This is a genomic window from Methylocaldum marinum, assembly GCF_003584645.1.
Taxonomy (GTDB): domain Bacteria; phylum Pseudomonadota; class Gammaproteobacteria; order Methylococcales; family Methylococcaceae; genus Methylocaldum; species Methylocaldum marinum.
On sequence record NZ_AP017928.1, the window covers coordinates 4943285 to 4967396 of the forward strand.

The 24112-nt window shown below is 58.5% G+C and carries 23 protein-coding genes; 14 read left to right on the top strand and 9 right to left on the bottom strand.

Features of this window, described 5'->3' with window-relative positions:
- Window positions 1-19: 19 nt before the first annotated feature.
- From sS8_RS22010 to sS8_RS22030, 5 genes are read left to right on the top strand one after another with little or no spacing between them, the layout of a single operon-like run.
- Window positions 20-1402: a M16 family metallopeptidase gene (locus sS8_RS22010; protein WP_119631639.1), complete on the top strand. Its 1383-nt coding sequence runs from the start codon at window positions 20-22 to the stop codon at window positions 1400-1402.
- Complete coding sequence (locus sS8_RS22015) at window positions 1392-2705, top strand: M16 family metallopeptidase (RefSeq protein ID WP_119631640.1); 1314 nt, start codon at window positions 1392-1394, stop codon at window positions 2703-2705. Before sS8_RS22010 ends, sS8_RS22015 begins: the two co-directional genes overlap by 11 nt.
- Complete coding sequence (gene rsmD, locus sS8_RS22020) at window positions 2702-3262, top strand: 16S rRNA (guanine(966)-N(2))-methyltransferase RsmD (protein WP_119631641.1); 561 nt, start codon at window positions 2702-2704, stop codon at window positions 3260-3262. Before sS8_RS22015 ends, rsmD begins: the two co-directional genes overlap by 4 nt.
- A 6-nt stretch (window positions 3263-3268) precedes the next feature.
- Window positions 3269-3757, top strand: a complete 489-nt coding sequence (gene coaD, locus sS8_RS22025; protein ID WP_119631642.1) for a pantetheine-phosphate adenylyltransferase — start codon at window positions 3269-3271, stop codon at window positions 3755-3757.
- A 7-nt stretch (window positions 3758-3764) separates the two neighbouring features.
- Entirely contained in the window at window positions 3765-4013 is a 249-nt protein-coding gene (locus sS8_RS22030) for a YfhL family 4Fe-4S dicluster ferredoxin (protein WP_119631643.1), read from the top strand.
- Window positions 4014-4242: 229 nt separating this feature from the next.
- Here the strand turns inward: sS8_RS22030 and sS8_RS22040 are convergent, their stop codons facing one another.
- Window positions 4243-6591, bottom strand: a complete 2349-nt coding sequence (locus sS8_RS22040; RefSeq protein ID WP_119631645.1) for a Lon protease family protein — start codon at window positions 6589-6591, stop codon at window positions 4243-4245.
- A 31-nt stretch (window positions 6592-6622) separates the two neighbouring features.
- Window positions 6623-7033 (bottom strand): hypothetical protein, encoded by a 411-nt coding sequence (locus sS8_RS22045; protein WP_119631646.1) that lies wholly within the window; start codon window positions 7031-7033, stop codon window positions 6623-6625.
- A 307-nt stretch (window positions 7034-7340) separates the two neighbouring features.
- On the opposite strand from sS8_RS22045, the gene gap reads away from it, so the two are divergent.
- The 6 genes from gap to sS8_RS22075 all read left to right on the top strand — a co-directional run bounded on the left by gap (window position 7341) and on the right by sS8_RS22075 (window position 12593).
- The gene (gap, locus tag sS8_RS22050; protein ID WP_119631647.1) at window positions 7341-8354 is read left to right on the top strand and encodes a type I glyceraldehyde-3-phosphate dehydrogenase; all 1014 of its coding nucleotides are present in this window, start codon (window positions 7341-7343) and stop codon (window positions 8352-8354) included.
- A gap of 18 nt (window positions 8355-8372) precedes the next feature.
- Complete coding sequence (gene pyk, locus sS8_RS22055; RefSeq protein ID WP_119631648.1) at window positions 8373-9809, top strand: pyruvate kinase; 1437 nt, start codon at window positions 8373-8375, stop codon at window positions 9807-9809.
- Between the two features lie 58 nt (window positions 9810-9867).
- Window positions 9868-10866: a class 1 fructose-bisphosphatase gene (locus tag sS8_RS22060; RefSeq protein ID WP_119631649.1), complete on the top strand. Its 999-nt coding sequence runs from the start codon at window positions 9868-9870 to the stop codon at window positions 10864-10866.
- A gap of 732 nt (window positions 10867-11598) precedes the next feature.
- Window positions 11599-11793, top strand: a complete 195-nt coding sequence (locus sS8_RS27800; RefSeq protein ID WP_145986649.1) for a hypothetical protein — start codon at window positions 11599-11601, stop codon at window positions 11791-11793.
- Between the two features lie 38 nt (window positions 11794-11831).
- Entirely contained in the window at window positions 11832-12275 is a 444-nt protein-coding gene (locus sS8_RS22070) for a hypothetical protein (protein WP_145986650.1), read from the top strand.
- Window positions 12276-12362: 87 nt separating this feature from the next.
- On the top strand, window positions 12363-12593 hold the full coding sequence (locus tag sS8_RS22075; RefSeq protein ID WP_119631652.1) for a hypothetical protein: 231 nt from the start codon (window positions 12363-12365) through the stop codon (window positions 12591-12593).
- Between the two features lie 623 nt (window positions 12594-13216).
- Here the strand turns inward: sS8_RS22075 and sS8_RS22080 are convergent.
- Window positions 13217-13462 (bottom strand): twin transmembrane helix small protein, encoded by a 246-nt coding sequence (locus tag sS8_RS22080; protein WP_119631653.1) that lies wholly within the window; start codon window positions 13460-13462, stop codon window positions 13217-13219.
- 62 nt (window positions 13463-13524) lie between these two features.
- On the opposite strand from sS8_RS22080, the gene sS8_RS22085 reads away from it, so the two are divergent.
- The 3 genes from sS8_RS22085 to ftsY all read left to right on the top strand — a co-directional run bounded on the left by sS8_RS22085 (window position 13525) and on the right by ftsY (window position 17083).
- Complete coding sequence (locus sS8_RS22085; protein ID WP_119631654.1) at window positions 13525-14238, top strand: SURF1 family protein; 714 nt, start codon at window positions 13525-13527, stop codon at window positions 14236-14238.
- 28 nt (window positions 14239-14266) lie between these two features.
- Entirely contained in the window at window positions 14267-14869 is a 603-nt protein-coding gene (locus tag sS8_RS22090) for a hypothetical protein (protein WP_119631655.1), read from the top strand.
- A gap of 201 nt (window positions 14870-15070) precedes the next feature.
- Entirely contained in the window at window positions 15071-17083 is a 2013-nt protein-coding gene (gene ftsY / locus sS8_RS22095; protein ID WP_119631656.1) for a signal recognition particle-docking protein FtsY, read from the top strand.
- A gap of 12 nt (window positions 17084-17095) precedes the next feature.
- On the opposite strand, the gene gspD is transcribed toward ftsY, so the two are convergent.
- The 6 genes from gspD to sS8_RS22130 all read right to left on the bottom strand — a co-directional run bounded on the left by gspD (window position 17096) and on the right by sS8_RS22130 (window position 24096).
- A complete protein-coding gene (gene gspD, locus sS8_RS22100; protein WP_232020391.1) occupies window positions 17096-19363 on the bottom strand; it encodes a type II secretion system secretin GspD in 2268 nt (755 codons plus the stop codon).
- A gap of 589 nt (window positions 19364-19952) precedes the next feature.
- Complete coding sequence (locus sS8_RS22110) at window positions 19953-20621, bottom strand: type II secretion system protein N (RefSeq protein WP_119631659.1); 669 nt, start codon at window positions 20619-20621, stop codon at window positions 19953-19955.
- 3 nt (window positions 20622-20624) lie between these two features.
- A complete protein-coding gene (gspM, locus tag sS8_RS22115; RefSeq protein ID WP_408631182.1) occupies window positions 20625-21206 on the bottom strand; it encodes a type II secretion system protein GspM in 582 nt (193 codons plus the stop codon).
- Window positions 21181-22287 carry a PilN domain-containing protein gene (locus tag sS8_RS22120; RefSeq protein WP_119632955.1) on the bottom strand — a complete coding sequence of 369 codons (1107 nt, stop codon included), beginning with the start codon at window positions 22285-22287 and terminating at the stop codon, window positions 21181-21183. Before sS8_RS22120 ends, gspM begins: the two co-directional genes overlap by 26 nt.
- Window positions 22288-22513: 226 nt before the next feature.
- Window positions 22514-23428, bottom strand: coding sequence for a type II secretion system minor pseudopilin (locus tag sS8_RS22125; protein ID WP_170161211.1), 915 nt, complete (start codon window positions 23426-23428; stop codon window positions 22514-22516).
- 5 nt (window positions 23429-23433) lie between these two features.
- The gene (locus sS8_RS22130; protein ID WP_170161212.1) at window positions 23434-24096 is read right to left on the bottom strand and encodes a prepilin-type N-terminal cleavage/methylation domain-containing protein; all 663 of its coding nucleotides are present in this window, start codon (window positions 24094-24096) and stop codon (window positions 23434-23436) included.
- Window positions 24097-24112 lie beyond the last annotated feature (16 nt).

The following is a 24112-nucleotide window of genomic DNA, read 5'->3' on the forward strand; positions in this document are numbered from 1 at the left end:
ACTTTTAGGAGAGCGTCAAATGCAGTTTCGCGGACTCCGTCTGGCCCTGCTGGTTCTACCGCTGTCGCTTCACGCTGCTGAGCCTGCAGTTCACGAGTTCCGGCTGGATAACGGGTTGAAGCTTTTGGTCCAGGAAGACCACCGCGCGCCGGCAGTCGTTTCGCAGGTTTGGTACAAAGTGGGCGCAAGTTATGAATATGGCGGTATTACCGGCATTTCGCACATGCTCGAACACATGATGTTCAAGGGCACCGAGAAACATCCACCGGGTGAATTCTCCCGTATTATCGCAGCAAACGGGGGCCGAGAAAACGCCTTCACCGGACAAGATTACACCGCTTATTTCCAAACCCTGGAAAAAAGCAGGCTTCCCGTGAGCTTCGAACTGGAAGCGGACCGCATGCGGAATCTGATTTTGTCCGACAAGGAATTCGAAAAAGAACAGCAAGTCGTACTGGAGGAGCGCCGGCTGCGCACCGACGATCAGCCGCGCGCCAAGATGGAAGAGCATTTTCAGGCGGTCGCCTATACTAATAGCCCGTACAAGAATCCGGTCATAGGCTGGCCGGACGATGTCAGCGGGCTGACGGTGGGGGATCTCAAGTATTGGTACGGACTCTGGTACGCGCCGAACAATGCGACCGTCGTTGTCGTGGGCGATGTCGATCCGCAAGAGGTTTATGCGCTTGCCAGGAAGCACTTCGGACCGTTGAAACCCAGTCATTTGCCGGAAATCAAGCCGAGAGGCGAAGTCGAGCAATTGGGCGCGCGCCGTATGATTGTTCACTTGCCGGCCAAGCTGCCGTATCTGGTGATGGGCTATAAGACGCCGGCCCTGCGAACGATGGGCGAGGAGGACTGGGAGGCTTATGCTTTGGAAGTCGCCGCGGGGATCCTGGATGGCGGCAATAGCGCCCGACTGGCGAGCCGCTTGGTACGCGGAAAGCAGGTGGCGGCATCCGCCGGAGCCGGTTACAACCTTTATTCGCGTTTATCCAATCTGTTTTCCCTGGAAGGGACGCCCGCCCAGGGCAAAACCTTGCAGGCGCTGGAGAAAGCGTTTGTCGAGGAGATTCGCCGTCTTCAGGAAGAACCGGTTGCCGCCGCGGAATTGGACCGGGTCAAGGCGCAGGTGCTGGCTCACCACGTTTATGAGAGGGATTCCATGTTTTATCAGGCTATGCAGCTCGGTATGACCGAAACCGTCGGTCTCGGCTGGAAAACCATTAGGGAATATGTGGACAAGGTCAATGCCGTGACGGCCGAGCAGGTTCAAAAGGTGGCCCAGAAATATTTTGTCGATGATTATCTTAGTGTGGCCTACCTGGAGCCGCTGCCCATGCCCGAAGGCGCAAAGGCACCGGAGGAATCCGCACCCATGGGGGGCGAACATGTCCGTTAAGCGCTTGTCTCGATGGCTCGTCTTTTTGTTTTTGATGGTCAGCGCGCCGGTTTACGCGGTGCCTGAAATTCAGCACTGGGTCTCGCCGCAGGGCGGCCGGGTCTATTTCGTGCCGACCGAGGGCCTGCCGCTGCTCGACGTCCAGGTCGTCTTCGACGCCGGCAGCGCGCGTGACGGTGAGCAGTTCGGCCTGGCGGCTCTCACTTCCGGCATGCTCGATACCGGCGCGGGAGATTGGGATGCCGACGCCATCGCCCAGCGTCTCGAGAACATCGGAGCGTCCTTGAGCACCGGCGTTTCCCGTGATTCGGCCTGGTTGTCCCTGCGTAGCCTGACTCACCCCGAAAAGCTCGCCGTCGCATTGGAAACCGCCCGCGAGATCCTGTCTCGTCCCCGCTTCGACAAAAACGACTTCGAGCGGGAGAAAAACCGTACGCTCCTCGGGATCAAGCAGCGCGGCGAGGATCCGGGCGAACTCGTGGAAATCGCATTCTTCCAGGCATTGTACGGTAACCATCCTTACGCCCATCCGCAGGAGGGTTTTGCCGAGACCGTGGCACCCTTGACCCGCGAGGACCTGGTCGATTTCCACAAACGCTACTATGTGGCGAGCAATGCCATCGTCGTGATCGTGGGCGAGGCGAAACGGGCGGAGGCGGAGACCATCGCCGAGAAATTGCTGTCCGGGCTGCAGAAGGGGGCCGCTCCTGCCGTGCTGTCGGCGCCTGCTCCGCTGCAGTCGACCGAGATTATCAAACAGCACTTTCCGTCGGAGCAGACCCATGTCCGCGCCGGCGTTCTCGGAATGACCGCCACCGATCCCGACTATTTCCCACTGTATGTGGGCAATCACGTCCTGGGCGGCAGTGGCCTGGTTTCCCGCATCAGCAAGGAGGTTAGGGAAAAACGCGGACTTTCCTACAGTGCCTATAGCTATTTCATGCCGCTTCGGGAGCTGGGGCCGTTCCAGATGGGGCTACAGACGCGTAACGATCAGGCCGAGGAAGCGTTGCGCGTGGCACTCGATGCCATCAGGAATTTCGCCGCCAACGGTCCGACCGAAGAAGAATTGGAAGCGGCCAAGAAAAACATCCTGGGCGGCTTCGTCCTGCGCTTGGACAGCAATCGGAAGCTTGCCCAACAGGTCGCTATCATCGCGCTTTACAACCGCCCCCTGGATTATCTTGCCACGTTTACCGAGAAGGTGAAGGCCGTTACACGTGAGGATATCAAGCGTGCTTTCCGGACCCGCATCGATCCGGGCAAGATTCGGACCGTGCTGGTCGGCGGCGGGGCGAAGTGAAGAATGAGATCCGCGTCATCGGCGGACGCTTCCGCAGCCGCAAGCTCAGGTTTCCGGATGCGCCCGGACTCCGGCCGACGCCGGACCGGGTCCGGGAAACCCTGTTCAACTGGCTGAGAAACGACATCGAAGGCGCCCGCTGCCTCGATCTATACGCCGGCAGCGGCGCGCTGGGGTTTGAGGCGGCGTCGCGCGGCGCCTCCAAGGTCGTGCAGGTGGAACAGGATGCGGCGGTGTGCAGGGCACTGGAACGGAACCGTGCGCTTTTGAACGCCGAGGCGGTGGAAATCGTCCAAGTGGAAGTCCGCCGTTTCCTGGCGGGCGAGGGGCAGCCGTTCGACCTGGTTTTTCTTGATCCGCCTTTCCGCCAAGGACTGGTGGTTCCGTGCTGCGGGGCGCTGGAGGAGAACGGTTGGTTGTCGTCCAGCGCCAAGATCTATCTGGAAGCCGAGCGCGAATTTCGGCTCGATGGTCTTCCGCTAAACTGGCGGCCTTTGCGGGGCGGCAAAGCCGGCGAAGTCGGCTACCATTTATGCGAGCGCACATTTTTCCGGTGAAATCTCATGATCATGACCGCGATCTATCCCGGAACGTTCGACCCCATCACCAACGGTCATGTCGATTTGGTGACCCGCGCCGCCCGTATCTTCGATCGTGTGGTCGTTGCCGTGGCGGAAAACAAGAACAAGACGCCCTTGTTCAATCTGGACGAGCGGGTGCAACTGGCGCGATCCTCGCTCCGGGAGCTTGGGAACGTTGAAGTGCTGGGTTTCGATACCTTGCTGGTGAACTGCGCGAAAAAATGCGGCGCTACCGTGATTCTGCGTGGGCTGCGCGCGGTGTCGGATTTTGAATTCGAATTTCAGCTGGCCGGCATGAATCGCCACCTTTGCGCGGAACTGGAGACGATGTTTTTGACGCCTAGCGAAAAGTACGCGTTCATCTCCTCTTCGGTGATTCGCGAGATCGCGAAGCTCGGCGGGGATGTGTCGAGTTTCGTGCCGGAACTGGTGCGGGAGGCTTTAGTCACAAAGTACGCGAGTATTCGGTGAGATTGTTATGGCTCTGATTATTACCGACGAGTGCATCAACTGCGACGTCTGCGAACCGGAATGCCCGAACGGCGCCATTTCGCAGGGAGAGGAAATTTATGAAATCAATCCGGCGCTTTGTACGGAATGCGTCGGTCATTTCGACACCCCGCAGTGCATGGAAGTGTGCCCGGTGGACTGCATTCGGAAGGATCCGGATTATTCCGAAGACCGCGATTCCCTGTACGAAAAGTACCTGGCTTTGTCGAAGGGATAAGGCGAAACGGGAATCCGATGCGGGGCGGCATAAAGCTGTCCCTCATTCTCGATTTGCGGAGGTCGGTAATGTCTACCCGGCTCATCGCCGGCGGAGGATTGCCGGCCTGCGCCAGGGCGTTTTCATCTCGCTCGTACGGCAGAACAGGCTTGGCGGAAGTCGTTGGCACGTTCGTTTCGCGTGAGCTGATTCAAGTATTTGTGGGCCGGAAATCCTTTTCCGGCGGGTTTTAGGATCGCCTATCCGCGTGTCTCGCCATCTGCCGCAGCTTGGCCACGGCAAGACGGTTGATGTCTTCGGCTTTTCGCCCGGTCAATAGTTCCAGGGTTTGATCCACGGTGTTCACGGCATGAACGGCGAAGGCTCGGTGGCGGACGGCTTCGATCACATCTTCGTTCAGCATCAGGTTACGGATGTTGGCCTTCGGGATGAGGACGCCCTGCCGTCCGGTCAGCCCTCGTGCCCTGCACAGGCGAAAGAAACCCTCGATTTTTTCGTTGATCCCCCCGACCGCCTGGACCTCGCCGTATTGATTGATCGAGCCGGTAACGGCGAAGGCCTGCGCCAGCGGAATGCCGGTGAGCGCGGAAATCAGGGCGCAGACTTCGGCGAGGGCGGCGCTGTCGCCGTCCACGTAACCATACGACTGCTCCAGCGCAATGTTGGCGGAAATGGCCAGGGGAAACTCCGATGCATATTTGTGGCCCAGATACCCCGACAGGATCATGATCCCTTTGGAGTGTATGGCCTGGCCCAGTTCGGCCTCGCGTTCGATGTCGACGATGCCGAGGTCGCCGGGATAAATGGTGGCGGTAATGCGGGCCGGTATGCCGAAGCGTCCGTCGCCGATTTCCAAAATGGTGAGGCCGTTGATTCTACCGGTTGAATCGCCGTCGGTGTTGATCAGGATGGTGTCGTTGAGCATGTCCTCCAACAGACGCCGGCTGACCCGTCCGAGGCGTTCTTCTTTCGCGGCCAGGGCCTTTTGGATATGCCGCTCGGTGATCGTTTCGTCCTCCCCGCGGAAATGCTCCGCTTCGGCAACCAGTTCGAACACGTCGTGGACGCGTGCGGAAAGGTGCTCCCGGTGTTCGGCTTCCCGTGCGCTGAATTCGATCAGGCGGGCAACGGCGGCCGCCGATAGGGGTTTGTACCCGTCAGCCTCGGCATGGGTCTTGATCAGTCGTGCGAAATCGACTACCGATGCGGGGGTGAGGGGGATATTGTCGTCGAATTCCGCGAGTACTCTAAACAGTTCGGTGAATTCGGGATCCATCGACTGGAGCACGTAGTACAGTTCGCGAGAACCGACCAGAACGAGTTTGACCGACAGCGGAATGACCTCCGGGTCGAGTGTCGGCGCGACAGCCGGCTGCTCTTCGGCGGGAAGCTCGATCTTGATGTGGCGGGATTTGAGTGTTCGCTTCAGGGTCGGCCAGACGTGAGGCTCGGCGATCATTTTCTCGGCCTCGACGACCAGGTAGCCGCCATTGGCGAGGTGCATCGCGCCCGGGTAAATCAAGCGGTAATGCGTGGTCAAGGTTCCTTGCTCGCTGACGTATTCGAGGCGGCCGAACAGGTTGGGGTGCGTGGGGTTCGCCTCGTAGACCACGGGTGCGCCCGCATCGGGGCTATGGCTGACCAATAGACGGGGTGCATAGTGCGCTATCAGAATCTCGCGTTTCGTCGATTCCTCGTGTGGTTCATGGCCGTGGTCCTCGGCCAGATGCTCGGCGACCACCCGCGTCAAACTGCGGCGCAGGTCCGCTAAATATTGGAGCACCGCGGGCAACTCGGCATATTTCTGGTACAAGCCGGACAAGAGGGGCTCTATGGCTTCGTCGATCGTCGATTCATCGAGCTGCCGCTGCCGGTTGATGCTTTCGCGCTTCCATTGAGGCATTTCCGAGAGCAGCTCATTAAGGTAATCCTCCAGTTCCCGGACATGGCTGTGGAAACCGGCTTTCTCGCTATCCGGCAAGGCGGCGAAGTCATCTTCGTCGGCGGGCTTGCCATTGACCAAAGGACTGAACACCACGCTGTCGCCGTTTCGGAATAGGGCGATCTTGCGGTCTTTCGCGCGCCTTTCGACCTTGTCTATCGCCTGATCGTAGCGTTGCTTGACCTCCCGCTCGATGTCCGTTTTGCGCCTTTGATAAGCGGGATTTTCGAACGCCGCGGGGAAGGTCGCGAGCAGATTGTCCACCAGCGTTTCGATATCGGCGAGCAAGGTTTTCCCCCGGCCCGGCGGAATCTGCAAAGCTAAAGGCTTGCGCGGGTCGTCAAAATTGTTGATATAGGCCCAATCGCCGGAAGAGGCCCGTTCCTGCGCGCGTGCCCTGAGGTAATGGGTCACCAGGGAAAGGCGTCCGGTTCCCGCTTCGCCCATCACATAAATGTTGTAGCCCGGTCTTTCCATGGCAACGCCGAAGGCAATGGCCGAGTGTGCCCGGTCCTGTCCCAGCATGCCGCGAAAGGGTTCCAGATCCTCGGTAGTCTCGAAGGGCAGTTCCTCGGGCCGAACGCGCGCTCTGAGCGCCGCGGGAGGAAGCCCGGGCTTTCCGTGAAAGTTGGTCATCGGCGATGTGGAGATGAAGGGCGTTTCGTTGCTATTTCAAGGGTATGATTCGAGCGGCGGTCCCTGACACGCTGCGCGTTTTGTCATCCATTTGCTTCAGCGCGCGGGGGAATTCGCTCTGTATGCGAGGCATGATATCCAGCGATGCCAGATTGTAATAAACCGCGTCATAAACGACCGGCTGGTTCAGGGCGCTACGGTCGGAAGCCCGAAAATTCTGCCAGGCGAGGACGATACTGCTGCGGGAAACGGCACCATCCAAAAAGAGGATTTCTTCCGGATCGATCACGGCCAGATATTGCATGCTCCGGATGGGAACGAACAGCGCTTTTTCTCCGCTTCGATACAGCAGGGTTTTCGACCGGTTATAAACGGCGGCGGCCAAACTGCGTCTTTCCCGCCTGATCTCGCGCGTACGATAAAAGATTTCTTTCGTATACATTTCGCCGACCTTACTTTCTGTTCGGCTTACGCTAACGCTTAGGCGCGCTGGTTTCAATCATCTGGATAACAAAGTGTGAGTTTGCTATATTCCGGAAGCAGACTTGTCAAGAAAGCCGGGATGTAAGCACTGCTGGCGTCCCACTTCTTCTAGCACGGAATTTGTGGAAAACCCGGCATGTCGAGTCCAGCTCTCACTCTCCGTTCCAAGTGCCAGCGTGAACGCGTCCGGACGAGGTCAGTCCAAGTCAAGAACCACAAAAGACCATCTCATCAGTACCGTTACCCTTTGAATTTGGAGAATAACTATGACGATAAAGGTTGCAATCAATGGATATGGCCGTATTGGGCGGAATGTCCTGCGGGCTTTATACGAGTCGCATCGAACGGGAGAGATTCAAATCGTAGCGATTAACGACCTAGGCGATGCCAATACCAATGCGCATCTGACCAAGTACGATACGGTTCATGGACGATTTCCGGGAGAAATCGCGGTGGACGGAGACGCCATGGTCGTCAACGGAGACCGGATACGTGTGTTTGCCGAGCGCGATCCCGCCAAGTTGCCCTGGCGAGATCTCGGAGTCGATGCGGTCCACGAATGCACCGGTATCTTTACGTCCAAGGCCAAGGCTTCGGTCCATCTCGAAGCCGGCGCGAAAAAGGTCATCATTTCCGCCCCCGGCGGAGAAGACGTGGACGCTACCGTCGTTTACGGCGTCAATCACGACAAATTGAAGAGCAGCGATGTGGTGATTTCGAACGCATCGTGCACCACCAATTGCCTGGCGCCTCTGGTCAAGCCCCTGCACGACGCGGTCGGGGTGACCTACGGCTTGATGACCACCATTCATTCCTACACCAACGATCAGGTGCTGACCGACGTTTACCACAAGGATCTGCGCCGCGCCCGAGCCGCCACGCAATCGATGATTCCCACCAAGACCGGTGCCGCCGCGGCGGTCGGATTGGTGTTGCCCGAATTGGCCGGTCGCTTGGACGGCTTTGCGATTCGAGTTCCGACCATCAACGTTTCGCTGGTCGATCTCACTTTCGTCGCCTCGCGCAAGACCAGCAAGGACGAGATTCACGATATCATGCGCAAGGCTTCGGAGGGTCCGTTGCAGGGCGTTCTCGGCTATAACGACCTGCCTTTGGTATCCATGGATTTCAATCACGATGCCCGCTCCTCGGTTTACGAGGCCACTCTCACCAAGGTCATGCAGGGCAATTTGGTCAAGGTACTGGCCTGGTACGACAACGAGTGGGGCTTCTCCAATCGTATGTTGGATGTCACGGTCGCTTTGATGGAAGCAAGCTGAACAGGAACGATAGTTTCAATGAGACGAACCAAGATCGTAGCGACTCTGGGACCGGCAACGGACGACCCTGCCATTTTGGAGCGAGCCATTAGAGCGGGCGTCGATGTCGTCCGGCTCAATTTCTCTCATGGCGATGCCGAAACACATAAAAAGCGCGCGGAGGCGGTAAAGGCGATCAGCCGCGGGCTGGACCGGCATGTCGGCATTCTGGTCGATTTGCAGGGACCCAAAATCCGCATCGCGCGCTTCAGTGGGGACGGAAAAGTTCATCTTCGGGAAAACGCGCGCTTCGATCTCGATACCTCTTTCCCTCCCGACCAGGGCGACGAAAACCAGGTCGGGTGCCTTTATTCCGATCTCCCCAAGGATGTGAAGCCGGGTGACGTTCTGTTGCTGGACGACGGTCGCATCGAACTGGGCGTCGACCGGATAGAAGGCACGCGGATCGTCTGCCGGGTGGTCCTCGGGGGCGAACTGTCCAACCACAAGGGCATCAACAAGCAGGGTGGCGGTTTATCCGCCGCCGCCTTGACCGACAAGGACAAGGCGGACATCCGGACGGCCGCCGAAATCGATGCCGATTACCTCGCCGTATCCTTTCCCAGGTCCGCGGCGGACATCCGGGAAGCGCGGGACTTGCTGCGCGCCGCAGGAGGAGAGGCGGGGATCGTGGCCAAGATCGAGCGCGCCGAGGCCCTGGAGCCGGGCGTGATCGAGTCCATCGTCGATGCGTCGGACGCCATCATGGTGGCGCGCGGCGATCTCGGGGTGGAAATCGGCGACGCCCAGTTGCCGTGGGTGCAGAAAGACCTGATCAAGCTGGCGCGAAGCCGGGATCGTGCGGTCATTACCGCGACGCAAATGATGGAGTCCATGATCCACAGCCCAATGCCGACGCGCGCGGAGGTGTTCGACGTGGCCAACGCGGTGATCGACGGTACCGATGCCGTCATGCTTTCCGCCGAAACCGCCAGCGGCAAATTTCCGGACAAGGCGATCGCGGCGATGGCCAGGATCTGCAAGGAGGCCGAGCTGCACCCGCGGCTCCGGCAATCCACTCACCGCATCGACGAGACGTTCGACTACATCGACGAGGCTATCGCGATGGCCGCGATGTATATCGCCAATCATTTGCCGGTTAAGGCGATCGGCGCGCAGACCGAATCGGGCTCGACCCCGCTGTGGATGTCGCGCATCAGTTCCGGCATCCCGATTTACGCCTTGACCCGGCACGAAAAAACCTGCCGCAAAGTGACACTTTACCGCGGCGTTTATCCCATCAGCTTCTACAGCACGACTTCCGACCACGCGGTGCTGAACCGGGAGATCATCAACGAATTCCTGAGCCGCGATCTGGTCAAGCCGGGTGACCTGGTCATCCTCACCAAAGGTGATCTTACCGGCGTGCGCGGCGGAACCAACGCCCTGAAGATCGCCCGAGTCGGGGCCGTTTAACGGCGGGCCGCCGTTCGGGGCTGTCGGCTCCTGCCTTTTTCGCCATGAAGGAGAAAACATGAACGGCGATTATTTGACGCGCTTTCTCATCCACGAACAGCGCAAGAGCCCGAACGCCACGGGCGAGTTCACCATGTTGCTCAGCGATATCGCGACTGCCTGCAAAGCCATTGCGCACGAGGTGAATCGCGGCGCGCTAGCCGGCAATCTCGGAATCGCGGGTTCGGAAAACATCCAGGGTGAAGCACAGAAGAAACTGGATGTGATCGCCAATGATCTTTTCATCAGATCGCTGGAGTGGACCGGACACCTGGCGGCGATGGCGTCCGAGGAAAACGACGAAATCATCCCGATCCCGCCGGCTCATGCCAAAGGAAAATACCTGATTTGCTTCGATCCCCTGGACGGGTCCTCCAATATCGATATCAACCTGACGGTGGGTACGATTTTCTCCATTCTTCGCGCGCCGGAAGGGCGGGACAACCCGACCGAGGCCGACTTTCTCCAGCCCGGCACCCAGCAGGTGGCAGCGGGTTTCTGTACCTACGGACCGACGACCCTGATGGTTTTGACGACCGGAAACGGGGTAAACGGTTTTACCCTGGACCGGGATGTCGGAGAGTTCGTTTTGACCCACCCCAATATGCGGATTCCCGAGGAAACCAGCGAATTTGCCGTCAATATGTCGAATCAGCGCTACTGGGAAGAGCCGGTCAGGCGTTATATCGACGAATGCCTGAAAGGCAAGGACGGCGGCCGGGAGAAGAATTTCAACATGCGCTGGGTGGCGTCCATGGTTGCGGAGGTTTACCGCATTCTGACGCGGGGCGGCATTTTCATGTATCCCTATGACACCCGTGACGTCAACAAACCGGGAAGACTGCGTTTGATGTACGAAGCCAATCCGATGAGCTTCATTGTGGAGCAGGCGGGCGGGGCAAGTTCCACCGGCCGCCGGCGGATTTTGGACATCGAGCCTAACGGCATCCACCAGCGCGTTCCCGTGATTTTGGGATCAAAGGCGGAAGTCGAGCGGGTGGTGTCTTATCACCGATGAATTCAGAAACGGCAATCGGGTTAACTGGCGTTGCGCTGTGTTAGCAGAAACCGATCAATCAAAACGGCTGTGATGACCACCACGCGCTACATGTGCGACGATCGAACTGGTACGCATTGGCAACTTGGCGCGGTACCACGCGCGCTGCATCGGATTGCATTAGTCGGAAGGAGATAGCAGCCGCCAGCGCTTGATTGGCGGTGTACTCGATCAAATAGCGGCTTTGTTGGCCGAGGCGCTGACCATAATAGGCAGCGTCAGCTTCTTCTGTCGAAACCGAGAGAGTGTGACCGCGAGCGCGGCCGACGTACAGACACTCACGTCGCCGCCTTTGGGTGAGTAGCTGATCGCCAGGTTCCGGGGATTTCCGTGACATGCATTCTTACTAACCATCCTCAGTCCTGAAACCGCACGGCAATTCTTTCAGGCTCCCGGATTTTTGTGGGTATTGCAAGGCCAAATCGCGCTGCTCATCGAGCCGGGAACGGAACCGCCCCGGCTCACTGTGCAGTTAGCCCAATTACTGCTCAGCGAGCACTGACATGAGCACGTGGCGGTATTCTTGGCGTTGACCGAAGAGATCGCTGTAGCTTTTGGGGGTACACTTTGTACTTTGTGCGTCGAACACGGAGTCACTTTTGAGAGCTGCACCGAAACGGCGCTTGCCGCGCGGCTGAAAACTGAGTTGGGCTTAATCAAGTATCATCACAAGATGTAGGGGAGGTTTAATTCGTGTCGTCACTCAACCTTGGCCTTTCTGAAAAGGACGATGTTCAGGCCTTTATCGAAGCGTTAGAAAATGCTCGTCCGAACGAATTCACCGGATTTACAGCGACATTTGCGGAAGGCAACGAGACTGCATGGGGCCGTTTCATAAAGGGCGCCTATAACCTCCGATCACATGGTGGATTGGCATTTTTCAGTTGACCATGCAAATGGGGATATGGGGACATCGCTACCGGTCTATGGCGAGCACGCGCGCCAGTGTCTTATGGCAGCTCAGTCAACCGCTTCGGGATGAGGCGTGGGCGGGATTGAAAGGCGAAGCTATGCCCCTGTTCTCAGACATCGTCAGATACAATCTGAAACATAGGAAAGCAGATATTGTCGGGAGACTGGTTGGCGGGGGATTCACTCACTACGCAAGCATGGGCGGGCGTCTTGGTAACAAGCGTCTTTCCAAGTTTGAGAAATTCGCCGTAGGTGCTACCAACTTAGGCATTGCTAGCTACGGCGCAGCGATCAAAGCGATCACCAAGGGGCCCAAAACCCTCGAAGCGGTAATTCAGTCTGTTTTGACAGGGCGTCCGGAACACTTGCCTGATGGCTACCGCCGCGATAGCGGCGTACCACTCACCGAGGGGAAAACAGACTTCTGGAAAATGTCGAAGCAGGGCTTTCGGAAGTGATGTCACTAACTCAAGTGGGACCAGGTCCTACCCAATCAAGGAGTTTTGTTCACGACCGGAAAACATTAATCTGAAGGGCGTTTGTAGATGAACAGATTCATCAAATGGCTGATCGATAGTGCTCGAGGCCTTTTGGCTGATATGCTGGGGCAGATAATAGCATTCTTCATGTTTATTGCTGCGGGCCTTGCTTGGTTGTACTTTGCAACAGACTACGCTGTCATTCCGGTTTTTATCGTTGTAGTTGTGCTGGGAGGATACATTTATGGGCTGGTTGAGGGAAAAAAAGGCGAAAACACGGAAACGAAACAAGATTGAATGTATTCAGCCGGTCCAATAACAGCCTCAACCGGACCAGCTACTCCCCTTCATCGGAGCTGATGATTCCGACGCCCAGCGTGAACTCGTCGCGATACTGAATATGCGAAGGCCAAAGTCGCAGGCCCTGAGATCGTGTTTGAAATCAAAAACAAAGATTAGCCGTCGGGCCAACGGGTTCGTCGGCAAAGGATTGCCGACCTACGAAGGTTTGAGTCGATCTACCCTGGCCGAACGCTCCAACGGCTTCCGCTCCGCAGTCACACGCCCCGACCAAACGCTTTCGTCGGCAAGGGATTGCCGACCTACGACCGGGCCGCTGTAGGTCGCGAATTCCTTCGCGACATTTCGCCGCCCGGCCTGTGGCTTGCATTTTGATTTTCAAGACGGTAGCTACGAAGGCTTGAGTCGATCCATCCTGGCCGAAGACGCCAAGGACTTCCGCTCCGCAGACGGTACGGCCATGGCAACCACTAGCCTTGATCCCCGAACTCGCCCCGTTTATGCACGAACCGTAAATTCCCCCGCTCAATTCATGCCCGCGCCGGGTATCATAGTGTTTTTGGAAGGGAAGCGAGACTGATTGCGGCGCGCAAACAGCACTCCGTACAGACGCTTTTCGGTCAAGGTTGCGGTCCTGGATTTTCCTGAGGCGGCGGACTCTGGACTTTTGGGAGTCCGTGCGGCTGCAGCAGGCCGAAGCTGTAGGCCAGAAGCAATAAAATGAACAAGGCGATGGACAATCCGATACGGATCGTCAAGGCTTTGACCGTGCGGGGAGAGCGGGTGCGGTCTTTGACCAGATATACCAAGGCCGTCCCGAGGCTTCCGATGATGATCAGCAGGAGCAAGATGATGAGGACTTTCACGAATAGAGTGTCTTGTTGTTTGAGGTGGCTTGGTGACCGGATCTTTCACTCAGAGGTGACGATTGCGTGATTATAGCTTCAAACCGGGGCTGACCGCTTCGCTGATAACGAGCCTGGCCATTTCCCTGTTCATTTTGCTAGGGCTTTGGCAACTGCATCGAGCAGACGAAAAGAAAGGCTTGATGGCATTGCATCAGCAGCGGATGCAAGACGAGCCGTTGACTCTGGGGGCCGAGGAACCGAACCTGGAAGATATTCGATACCGCCGAGTCATCGTTTCCGGCGAATACGATGTGGAGCATCAGTTTCTGCTGGACAATCAAGTCCACCGGCAGAGTCCCGGGTATCAGGTCTTGACGCCCTTGCGAATTGCGGGAGTCGAGACCGCGGTTCTGGTGAACCGCGGCTGGATACCTTTGGGCGCAAGCCGGGACGAACGGCCGGATCTGGAGATTCGTCACCGGAACGTGCAAGTCACAGGCACGGTGGAGCGGTTTCCGGGCGTCGGTTTAAAACTGGAGGGCGCGGAAACACCCGGGCCCGGCTGGCCGGCCGTAGTTCAGCTCGTGGACCCGGCGCGCATCGGCGAGCGGCTTGGCTATGCGGTCCTTCCCTATCAGGTTCTGGCGGATGAGACGGTTGCGGAAGCTTACATCCGGGATTGGAAGCAGGCCCGGCTCGACCCCGGGAAAAACCAGGGGTATGCGCTGCAATGGTTTCTGTTCGCTTTAGTCGCCCTGGTGTTGTATGTTCGCCACGGCATCAAATCATCCTAATTCCCGATTTTTTTAATTCATTCTTCCCATGTCCGTTCCAAACAACTCCTTGTGGCGAAATCGCGCCCTGATCATTTTTATCGCACTGATCGCCATTATTCCTTTCGGGCTGGCGTGGTACTACGCCAAGAATCCCCAGTTGATCACCAAGCGCAGCAATTACGGCAGCCTGATCCAGCCTCCGACTCCTATCGATTACGGTGAGCTGCTTGCGCACCCCGTCGGCGGAAATGAGCTCTTGTCGGAGATCAAGGGGCGCTGGGTGATGCTGCACCTGATTTCGGACAAGTGTGCCGAGCGCTGCGCCGAGACGCTGCATAAGACCAAGCAGATCCGGCTCATGCTGAACAAGGAGATTCCGCGGGTGCGCCGTTTAATGCTGGTGGCGGACGACACGGCCGTCACCGATCTCGCTGCCGTGCTGAATGACGATGAAACTCTCCTGGTGGCCCTGTCCGGCGAGGCTCTGCCGAAGAAATTGGCGGCGGCGCTCGGAAAGCCTATCGCCGATGATATGGTGATTCTCCTGGATCCGTTCGGGAACGCGGCGCTGTGGTATGACTCCGGTTTCGATCCCTACGGCATGCTCAAGGATTTGAAACATCTCCTTCGCGCGTCGCAGATCGGTTGAATCGGATGCCGGCGCTTTTAGGGCATTTTTCGATTCGGCGCAGGGCTCGAGGCTGCCGTGGATCGGGAATTATTTCCCGCCGTGACGGGGCGAGCAGCCGTCTGCGTCGGCTAGGGATTGCCGACCTTTGCGGGAGCGGGAGCTCCGATCGTTGCGGAGCAGCGCGCTCGAACCTCGATACGACAATAACAAAGTAGGACTATGTTCAGAAACTTAACGCTTTTTTCCCTGATACTGGCCTTCTGCGTCATGGCGATGGGTGCCTACGTCCGTATTTCGGGCGCGGGACTCGGATGTCCGGACTGGCCCGGCTGCTACGGCAAGATGATCGTGGAACAGCCCGAAACCGCGGAGGCCTTGCGGCAGGCGCCGTTCGATGCGGCCAAGGCGTGGAAGGAAATGATTCACCGCTATCTGGCCGGGGGTTTGGGGGTTTCCGTACTGGTACTGGCGGGCCTGGTGTTCCGGGTGCGCGAGAACCGGGGCAGGGCGATCGCATTGACTTATGCCACGCTCGCCCTGGTTGTGGGGCAGGCGCTGCTCGGCATGTGGACCGTGAAGTTCCGGGTCATGCCCGTGATCGTCACGGCCCACCTGCTGGCCGGGGTGCTCACGCTGGCCTTGCTGTACTGGCTGTTTTTCACGGTCAGACCGCAGACGCCGCCGGTCGGAGACGCGCCGTGGTTGCGCCGATTTAGCGCGCTTGCCTTGCTTTTGCTGTTTGCCCAGATTTTTCTGGGCGGTTGGACGTCGTCCAATTACGCCGCGCTGTCCTGCCCGGACTTCCCCACGTGCATGGGCGCGTATTGGCCGGATGCGGATTACGCCGAGGGTTTCAGGCTTTGGCGGGGGATCGGTCCGGATTACCAGCGAGGCGTACTGCCTCCGGATGCGCGTGTTGCCATTCATTGGGCGCACCGAATCGGAGCCGTCGCTGTGTTTCTGGTTCTCAGCGTGCTGGCTTTTGCGATTACTTCGAATCGCAAGGTTCCTCGCCTGAGCAAGCCCGGCGTGCTGCTGAGCTTTTTGCTGCTGGCGGAGATCAGCCTTGGAATCGCGACGGTTCTGCTGCGCTTGCCGCTCGCCGCGGCGGTCGCGCACCACGCGGTCGCCGCGCTGCTTTGGCTGAATCTGGTCCATGTTTATTTGTACCTCCGTGAGCCGCGCCGCACCGAGGCGGAAGCGCCCGCGCGCGAGGAAGCCGTGGAGCGTGCCGGTGCCGCTTTGCCTGCCGAGGTCCCGCCGCCGGTCGTTCCGCAGATTCCCGCCGTAGAGGTGCCGGTGCGGCCCACGCCGGAAGGCATGTTCGTCCGGCTTAAAAGCCAGTTGGGCAAAACCCGTAGCGGGCTCACCGGCTTTCTCGGGTCGCTGGCGCTAGGCAAGAAAGCCATCGATCAGGACGTTCTGGAAGATATCGAGTCCCAGCTTCTCATGGCCGACGTCGGCGTAGCGGCGACTCAGGATATCATTCGGCATCTGACGGAAAGCCTGGAGCGGCATCAATTGGAGGAAGCAGGAAGCTTGTCGGCCAGCCTCCGCGATTATCTGTACGACGTCCTGCGGCCGGTCAGCTTTCCGCTGGACATTCCGGCCGAAACTCGGCCGTTCGTGATCCTGGTCGTGGGCGTGAACGGCGTGGGCAAGACCACGACCATCGGCAAGCTCGCGAAACGCCTTCAAAACCAGGGCCACAGCGTCATGCTGGCGGCCGGCGATACTTTCCGGGCCGCTGCGGTCGAACAGTTGCAGACCTGGGGCGAGCGGAATAACGTCCAGGTCGTCGCCCAGCATACCGGGGCCGATTCGGCTTCGGTCATCTACGACGCGGTGCAGGCGGCTCAGGCGCGGGGCGTCGACGTGCTGATCGCCGATACGGCGGGCCGCCTCCATACCAAATCGAATCTCATGGAGGAGCTGAGCAAGATCAAGCGCATCATGGGCAGGCTGGACGAAACCGCGCCGCACGAAGTGCTCCTGGTGCTCGACGCCGGCACCGGACAGAACGCGATTTCACAAGCCAAACTGTTCAACGAGGCGGTCGGCCTGACGGGCATCGCGCTCACCAAGCTCGACGGCACCGCCAAGGGCGGCGTCATTTTCGCCCTGGCCAAGCAGTTCGGGCTGCCGATACGATTCATCGGGATCGGTGAGGGCATCGACGATTTGCAGGATTTCGATGCGCGGAAATTCGTCGACGCGCTATTCGCCGAATAATGCCGCCGCACGCTAGCGGGGTGATCCGACCGGCCGCGGCTTTTCTTCGTAAAGACCGGTCAGCCTCCGACGGAACTCGTTGGTGATTTCACTGGACTTGGCCCGGTCGTGCACTACGCGGGGGGTGAGCAGAACCACGAGTTCGGTCCGGGTTTGAGATGTGGTGGTCGTACCGAACAAGCTGCCTATAACGGGCAGCTTGTATAGGAAGGGAATCCCGCTTTTGTTTTTCGTCGTCCGGTCGCTGATCAGACCCCCGAGGACGATGGTGTCGTCGTCCTTGACGGTCACACTGCTCTTGATTTGCCGCTGGAAAATAACCGGCGAACTGATGCCTGTTACCGTCTGATCGCTGAGGTTGTCGACAGCCTGCTCGATGTCCAGGGTCACCAGTCCGCCGGCATTGACCCGCGGCCGGATGTTCAGAAGTACGCCGGTATCGCGATATTGGATCGTAGCGGTGCTGATCGGCACGCCCCCGCCGGTCAGCGGCGTCGATTGGGAGGTCTGGATCGGCACCTGATCACCCACTTTGATGGTGGCTTCTTGATTATTGAGTACCATCAGCGACGGCGACGACAGCACGTTGACCTTGTTCTCGCTGGCCAAGGCCCTGAGCAGGATTCGGATATCCCTCGCGCTGTTGACGAAGGCGTAGGCAAAACCTCCGCCCGTGGCCGCGGCTGCCGTGGTAAGCGCATTGCTTGTCAATTCGGCTGCCCCCGGAGTCGTGCTGCCTTGTGCATATGCGCCGCTACCTTGATTGAACAGCCACTGAAGTCCGTACTGTAGCTGTCCGGTCAGGGTCAGCTCGACGATCGAGGCATCGATCAGTACCTGTAACGGCACCCGATCCAACTCTTTGATCACCGCCTCGATCTCTTTGTATTCCTGGGCTTTGGCGATGATGATCAAGGCGTTGTTCGATGCATCTGCAACGATGCGCATTCCGCCGACCTCCGCGACCGTGGCGCCGCGCGCCTGCCGGCCACTGCTGATGCCGCGTCCTCTGGCGCCCGTGCCTAGTCCGGTGCCGGTGCCGATCCCGGTCCCGGTCCCGCTGCCGAGTCCGGTCCCGGTGCCCAACCCGCCGGTTTGGCGGGTGCTGCTCGTTGAGGTACCCCCGAACCTGTCGTTGCCGGTAGTGGAGCCGAGCCCGCGACCGGATCTCGATGTTCCGGTCCCGCCGAACGAGGTTCCGTTCTGATCGCCGAAGCCCCCGTCGGCGGCACCGAATCCGCCGATTTCGGTACCCGCCATTCCGGGGCTCAGGGAAGGTCCGCGTCGCTGCTGCGCCCGTCCCTCGCCAAAAATTCCGCTCAAGGTCTCCGCCAATTCAACGGCGTCCACGTTCTGCACCCGGTAAACATGAATCCCGCCCACTCGGGTCGTGCTGTAGCGGTCGAGTCGCTCCACCCACATTTCGACTTCGTCCAAATAGCTCGGTTGGGGCGTCACCGCCAGGATGGCGTTGAGCCGTTCGATAGGCAATAACCGAACGACACCCGCCAGAGGCCCTTTGGTCGTATCGCCGAAAACCTTATCCAGCTCTTCCGCTATCGTTGCGGGTTCGACGTTGCGAAGCGGGTAAAGTCCGACCGACATGCCGCGCATGAAATCCACGTCGAAAAGTCGGATGGTATCCAGCACGCCCTCAAGTTCCTCGCCGGTGCCCGCCAGTACCAGAATATTCCGGGCTTCGTCGGCGCGGATGACGGACTTGGGCGGCATCATGGGTTCTATGACTTTTTGCATTTCCTGCGCGCCCACGTAACGCAAGGGCACGACGCGCAGCTGGTAGCCCGCCGGGATCGACTGGCCGGCGATTCCGAGCCGGGCTCCCGGAGCATTGATCGCCGCGGTGGCCTCCGGCTCAATGCGGTACAGTCCTTTTTCCTTGATCAATACGGCGCCGTTTATCTTGAGCAGCATTTCCAGGGTGGGTACGAGTTCGGCGTCGCTCAAGGGGCGGGCGGTTTGAAGGCTTACCTTGCCGGCCACCTTGGGGCTCAGGACGTAGTTGACCCTCAGCATGTCGCCCAGTATGACCTTGGCCACTTCGCCCAAATCGGCGTCGTCGAAATTGAGCGTGTATTTTCCTTCTTTCGAGGGCACCTTTTCGGCGCGCGCTCCGGGTGCTATCAGGTTCCCGGTGGCAGGGTAGAATTCGGGAGGCCTGACCGCCTGTGCCTCGAGCGGTTCGGTTTGTATCGGAGCAGGCTCCCCCTCGGTCTTGTGGGTATCGATAGCCAAGTTCGCCGGCAAGGGCTGCTTTGTCATAGCGGGTCCCAAGTAATCGCATCCCGAAAATCCCAAGGCAGCCACTAACGGTGCAACTACGAATCGACTTGTTGTTCTGTACATGGACTCTTAATTGTTTTGATTGCTGGATGGCCGCTCGAAAAACCGACATCCCGATACTTTTCGAGCAAAAAAGCAAAAACTTTCTTTTTATTTTCCCAGTTCGACGCGGTGCGTTAGCCGATGGCGGCGACCCGGCGCCCCATGTCGAGTGCCGAACAAGGGCCGGCCGAATGCTCCAGGGAAGGACAGCTACTCTTAAGGAAGCTCTGATTAAGTCCTTCGACAGGCCTGTCCTGAGCGGGGTCGGAGGGTATGAACGGAATCCACTTATTCAGAGCTTCCTTAATGGCCGTAAGCTGAGTTACCGTGCGTAAAGAAAGTAAAGTCCCATTCGAATCGCCCTCACCCCAACCCTCTCCCAGAGGGAGAGGGGGCTCTTGTGGCTTCACTTTCTTGACCATTAGTAAGCGAAAACGGGGGAGTTTTGCGCCTTGCATCGCAGCTCCGTGAATGGGCATTTACGACATCCTCGTACGAGACTCCGTATTCTAATCGCTGTAGTTTACTAATCCACGTTTGCCTCGTCTTCGACGGCTTCCTCTTCTTCCACGATCTCGGGTTCCTCTTCCGGCTCTTCCTCGGGCGGCGGCGGAGACTGACGTACCGGCGGCTTCGGCGGCGGCTGCCGTCGAGGCGCCTGGTGAGGGGGTGTGTGCGTCGCCTGAGCCGGGGCAGTCTTGGGTTTCGGTTTGAGCAGCATCAGTTCGCGTTGCTCAGCATCACGCTGCAGCGTCACTCTATCCGGTGCGAATTCGACCAGCGTCCAACCATCGATCGTGCCGTTCTTTTTCAAGCGCTTATATTTGCCCTTGGCGTCGACCACGAGCGCGGTCTTGTCGTTCGGCGTAAACGCAACGCCCATTAGTTTAACGTTCAAGGGCGTATCCGGTGCGGCGGTCGTCGTTGCTTCGCCAACCTCGACTCCGGGTCGGCGGCTTGCCATGAATAACGGACGCTCGACGATGGTTTCGTATTCCTGGATTTCGGGTAGCTCGAAATCTTCGGTTTCGACCGGCTCGGCCGATTGCGGATTTGCCGCCTTTTCCGAAGAAGCCGCCACGGTTGACCGCTTGTTTTTCAATATCGCCGATTCGACGGCGACGCCGATGAGCAGCAAGCCGGCAACGGTGGCCAGAATCAGGCTCAGCAAATTGTCACGGGTCCATCGGCTCATGGCTTAGTTACCCTGCATGTAGCCGACGACATCGAAATCCACGCTCAATTTGTCGATCGGCTGGGATTGCTTGAGGATCGGATTGCGCGGCATCCGAATCGGCCGAATATTGAGATTTTCCACGAACAGCACGGGTTTCGAGGTTTCGATGCTGTGCAAGACATCGCGCAATACGTCGGTACTGCCGTTCACGCGTATTTTTACCGCTATCCGGGTGAAATTCTCTTCTTTCCGTTCCGGGATCACCTGGGTGCTGGTCAGTTCGCCGCCAGCCTGGCTTACGATTTCCTTGACGGTGGATTGCAGTTCGGCGGAAGCCAAAGCGCCGGTGTCGCGTGCGATAAAGCGTTCGTCCTGCTGCCCGGCGGCCTTGATTTGCTCCAGTTTAGCCAGAAGATCGTCCTTCTCCGCGGCGATTTTCTGGTAGCGCTGCAAGCGGAACCGCAAATCGTCGACAGCATCGCTATACTCGCGTCCCAGGTCGACCAGCGGAGCGATCGCCACCAGATAAAGGAGTGCGATGACACCGAAGAGAATTCCAAGTGCCAGTAGTCGAGGTTTATTCAGATGTAGTCGGTTTTTCAGAGAACCTCCCGTTGACGACCTCGCTGGCGATTTGGAAACGTTCCAGTCCGCTCGCCATGTCTTTTGTAACGGGCGAAACGAAACTGGTATTTTGAAAAAAAGGCGACGCCTCGATCAGTCCGATCAAGGCCGAAGCGGACGGCGACTGTCCCTGCATGACCAATCGATGGTCCCGGTACTGCAAACCATTCAGCCAGGTATGGTCGGGCATGACGTCGGTCAGTTCCCTGAGCATATCGATCAGCGCCGGCTCGGTACGTTTTTTTTGCTGGAGAAATCTCGTCTGGTGCACCAGGGTCTCCAATTCCTGGCGCAAGGATTCGACTTCCTTTGCCACCTTGCTGACTTTTTTCACCTCCAGTTCCAGCTCCGATACCAGCGATTTGTTGGCCCAGATCGGCAGTATGCCCAGCGTGACCAGAAGCGACACGATCAATGCGGCCAACGTCCAATTGATTCTATTGGGCCAAGGATTTCGCGGCGGCCGGTATTGCTCGGGCATTAAATCGTAGGCCCCGAGCGGGGAATCGCCTGCTGCGTCAACCAGGTCGGGCCGCCAGCCCCATACCGCCAGTTCTTCCAGCAAGGCGTCCAACTTGCTGCGCGGCGCCAGTACCAGTTCCACCTTGATCTGACGGCTTGCCGGCAGGCGCTCCAACAATCGTGCCGAGGAATAGACTTGCTCGCTCTTGAACGGTGTCAGGCGATCCATCTCGAATGCCACCACCTGGTTCAGATTTTCTTCGGCCGCCGACGGAAGCTTCAAGGTTTTCCGCAGCGACTGATCGGGCGTCAAGCGCAGAACAATTTTTGCTTCGGCCAGTTCGGGCGTGTGTTCCAGGAGGCGGTCACGCTTTTGGCTGCCGCTATCGTCCAGGGTGAAATAACCGAGCGCATGGTCTCCTTCATCTCCACGGTAAACCGCGCTGACACCGTCTTCGTCCTTGGTCAGCATCAGATACTCGCTGGTCGTGCCGAGAAGTTTTCGCAATCTCGCCGGTACGAGAAAGGATAATTCGTCCTGCCACCAGCGGAAGAACTTTGCAGCGTCGAGATGGATCGGCGTATCGAGTTTCAGCATGCGTGCGGCCATGGGTACGCAAGTCGGACGGCGGGTCGCGACAATGATGAGCGGTGCGGGCTTAGGGCAGCGGGCGAGCGAACGTCCGCCCGGGGAAACTGCGTCGTGGCCGGGGCAGCCGGGCGCGCAGAGATTTGCTCCGAATGATGCTGCGGATCATGACCGGGACGGTTGGAACCCATTGGATTTTCAAGTGCATATAAGCGGACAGGAGCCGTTCTGTGGATCATGGATTGAATGTTACGCCGATTGCTTGAGGTTTCCATCTCAGAAAAACGAAGGGCGTCGTCGCAGGGCGCCCCGCTTCCCGTCGAACGACGGCCATGGTGGGCGGTTCCGAATGGTTCTGCGACAGCGGACGCGCGTAAATCGTGTAAACCGAATTCCCGAACGAGTGGAACCGGATTCCCGGAACCGCGGGGATCGGAGGAGGGGGAGCATTTCCGGTCGCAGTTTCGCGGGCGGCGATATAGCTGTCCACCGCCTGGACGTCTCCGTCGGTCAAAGCCAACAAGACGGTTCTCGATGCCTTTGCCGGATTGATCCCGTCGACATTGTTGTAAAGCGTGAAATAAGGTTCGAAATTTCGATAAAGCGACGGGGTCATACCGAAAACACCGCGGAGTTCCTCCAGGACGAGAAAATTGCGGTTTTGGGGCGACTGCGCGAGGCCGGCTGCTCGATAATCGGCGGCTTCCGCCCCGCTCAGGCGCTTCAGGTCGTCGTTGTCGCGCCAGTCGAAAATGGCGTCGCTCAATGTCACCGCCTGGTCTTCGTCCCGGGTGAGCTTGGCCAAGAAAGTCCGCAGCGTGGATTCCTGGGCGGCATTGAGATCGATTTTTCCCGCTTCGTCATAAATGCGTACTTCCACGGGGATTCCGCCCAGCCTCAATCGATAGGGCGTGCCGTCGGCGCGCCAACGGTCCGCAGCATTCGGCAAAGAGAGCATGAACATGGCGTAATGGATGCCGCCGTCTGCCAGGGCAACGGCCCGAGCGCGTTCGCGGGCATTGGTCACCAGCGAGGTTTCCCGTTGGGTCGACAAGGCGAAACTGCCCGCCATGATGGTCATCAAGGCCAGAATCCAGAGCACCAGGATAAGAGCAACGCCGTGCTGTTCCGCACTTCGGGGATATGCCATAGGGGTCATCGACGGGTTTTTAGAGCTACGACCAAAGCAGGCCAGGGTTCTTCATCCTCCGGTTCGATCTGCACTTGAATCAGCAATGGAAGCTGAGGCTGTTGCCATTCGGACACCCAGCCCTCGCCGACGGTTTGAGCGCCCTGGAGACTCTCCGGCAGGTAGGAAAACTTGATCCCGGCCAGATTTTCAAGGAGTACGACGTCTTCGATCGCCTCCGCCGGGGCGGCGGACGCGATCGAATTCGGGTTCGAGACATAAGGCCGCATGGCAACCTTCAGATCGTAATGGTTCCCGTTTTCGGCGACATAGAGTCTGAAGCGATAAAGACCACCCATTCGGACTTGTTGCGGCATGGTTGCAACATATTCGATCCAATTTTCCCCGCCTCTTAATGAGGTACCCACGCCCTGGGGGTCTTCCATGTCGACCAGCGGCAAAGCGCCGCCGATATGGCTGCGCAAGAAATTCTCCACGAGAAAAAGCCGACTTGCCCGTGCCAACTTGTCCTCGCCGCTATCCCAACTGTTTACGCCGATGCGCAGGCTCCCGAGCAGCAGGAGCATCATGACTCCGAGCAGCGTCGTGGCTATCAGAACCTCGATGAGCGTAAAGCCGGCGTTGTTGCGAAAAGAACCCAGGCGCGTCTCGTGACGCTTTCCACGCATCCGCTCACGGAGACCT

Bases quoted from the DNA above. Each gene is read 5' to 3' on its own strand.
- sS8_RS22010 (WP_119631639.1), top strand. From the start codon at position 20: ATGCAGTTTCGCGGACTCCGTCTGGCCCTGCTGGTTCTACCGCTGTCG.
- sS8_RS22015 (WP_119631640.1), top strand. From the start codon at position 1,392: ATGTCCGTTAAGCGCTTGTCTCGATGGCTCGTCTTTTTGTTTTTGATG.
- coaD (WP_119631642.1), top strand. From the start codon at position 3,269: ATGATCATGACCGCGATCTATCCCGGAACGTTCGACCCCATCACCAAC.
- sS8_RS22030 (WP_119631643.1), top strand. From the start codon at position 3,765: ATGGCTCTGATTATTACCGACGAGTGCATCAACTGCGACGTCTGCGAA.
- sS8_RS22040 (WP_119631645.1), bottom strand. From the start codon at position 6,591: ATGACCAACTTTCACGGAAAGCCCGGGCTTCCTCCCGCGGCGCTCAGA.
- sS8_RS22045 (WP_119631646.1), bottom strand. From the start codon at position 7,033: ATGTATACGAAAGAAATCTTTTATCGTACGCGCGAGATCAGGCGGGAA.
- gap (WP_119631647.1), top strand. From the start codon at position 7,341: ATGACGATAAAGGTTGCAATCAATGGATATGGCCGTATTGGGCGGAAT.
- pyk (WP_119631648.1), top strand. From the start codon at position 8,373: ATGAGACGAACCAAGATCGTAGCGACTCTGGGACCGGCAACGGACGAC.
- sS8_RS22060 (WP_119631649.1), top strand. From the start codon at position 9,868: ATGAACGGCGATTATTTGACGCGCTTTCTCATCCACGAACAGCGCAAG.
- sS8_RS22070 (WP_145986650.1), top strand. From the start codon at position 11,832: ATGGCGAGCACGCGCGCCAGTGTCTTATGGCAGCTCAGTCAACCGCTT.
- sS8_RS22075 (WP_119631652.1), top strand. From the start codon at position 12,363: ATGAACAGATTCATCAAATGGCTGATCGATAGTGCTCGAGGCCTTTTG.
- sS8_RS22090 (WP_119631655.1), top strand. From the start codon at position 14,267: ATGTCCGTTCCAAACAACTCCTTGTGGCGAAATCGCGCCCTGATCATT.
- ftsY (WP_119631656.1), top strand. From the start codon at position 15,071: ATGTTCAGAAACTTAACGCTTTTTTCCCTGATACTGGCCTTCTGCGTC.
- gspD (WP_232020391.1), bottom strand. From the start codon at position 19,363: ATGACAAAGCAGCCCTTGCCGGCGAACTTGGCTATCGATACCCACAAG.
- sS8_RS22110 (WP_119631659.1), bottom strand. From the start codon at position 20,621: ATGAGCCGATGGACCCGTGACAATTTGCTGAGCCTGATTCTGGCCACC.
- sS8_RS22120 (WP_119632955.1), bottom strand. From the start codon at position 22,287: ATGCTGAAACTCGATACGCCGATCCATCTCGACGCTGCAAAGTTCTTC.
- sS8_RS22125 (WP_170161211.1), bottom strand. From the start codon at position 23,428: ATGGCATATCCCCGAAGTGCGGAACAGCACGGCGTTGCTCTTATCCTG.
- sS8_RS22130 (WP_170161212.1), bottom strand. From the start codon at position 24,096: ATGCGTGGAAAGCGTCACGAGACGCGCCTGGGTTCTTTTCGCAACAAC.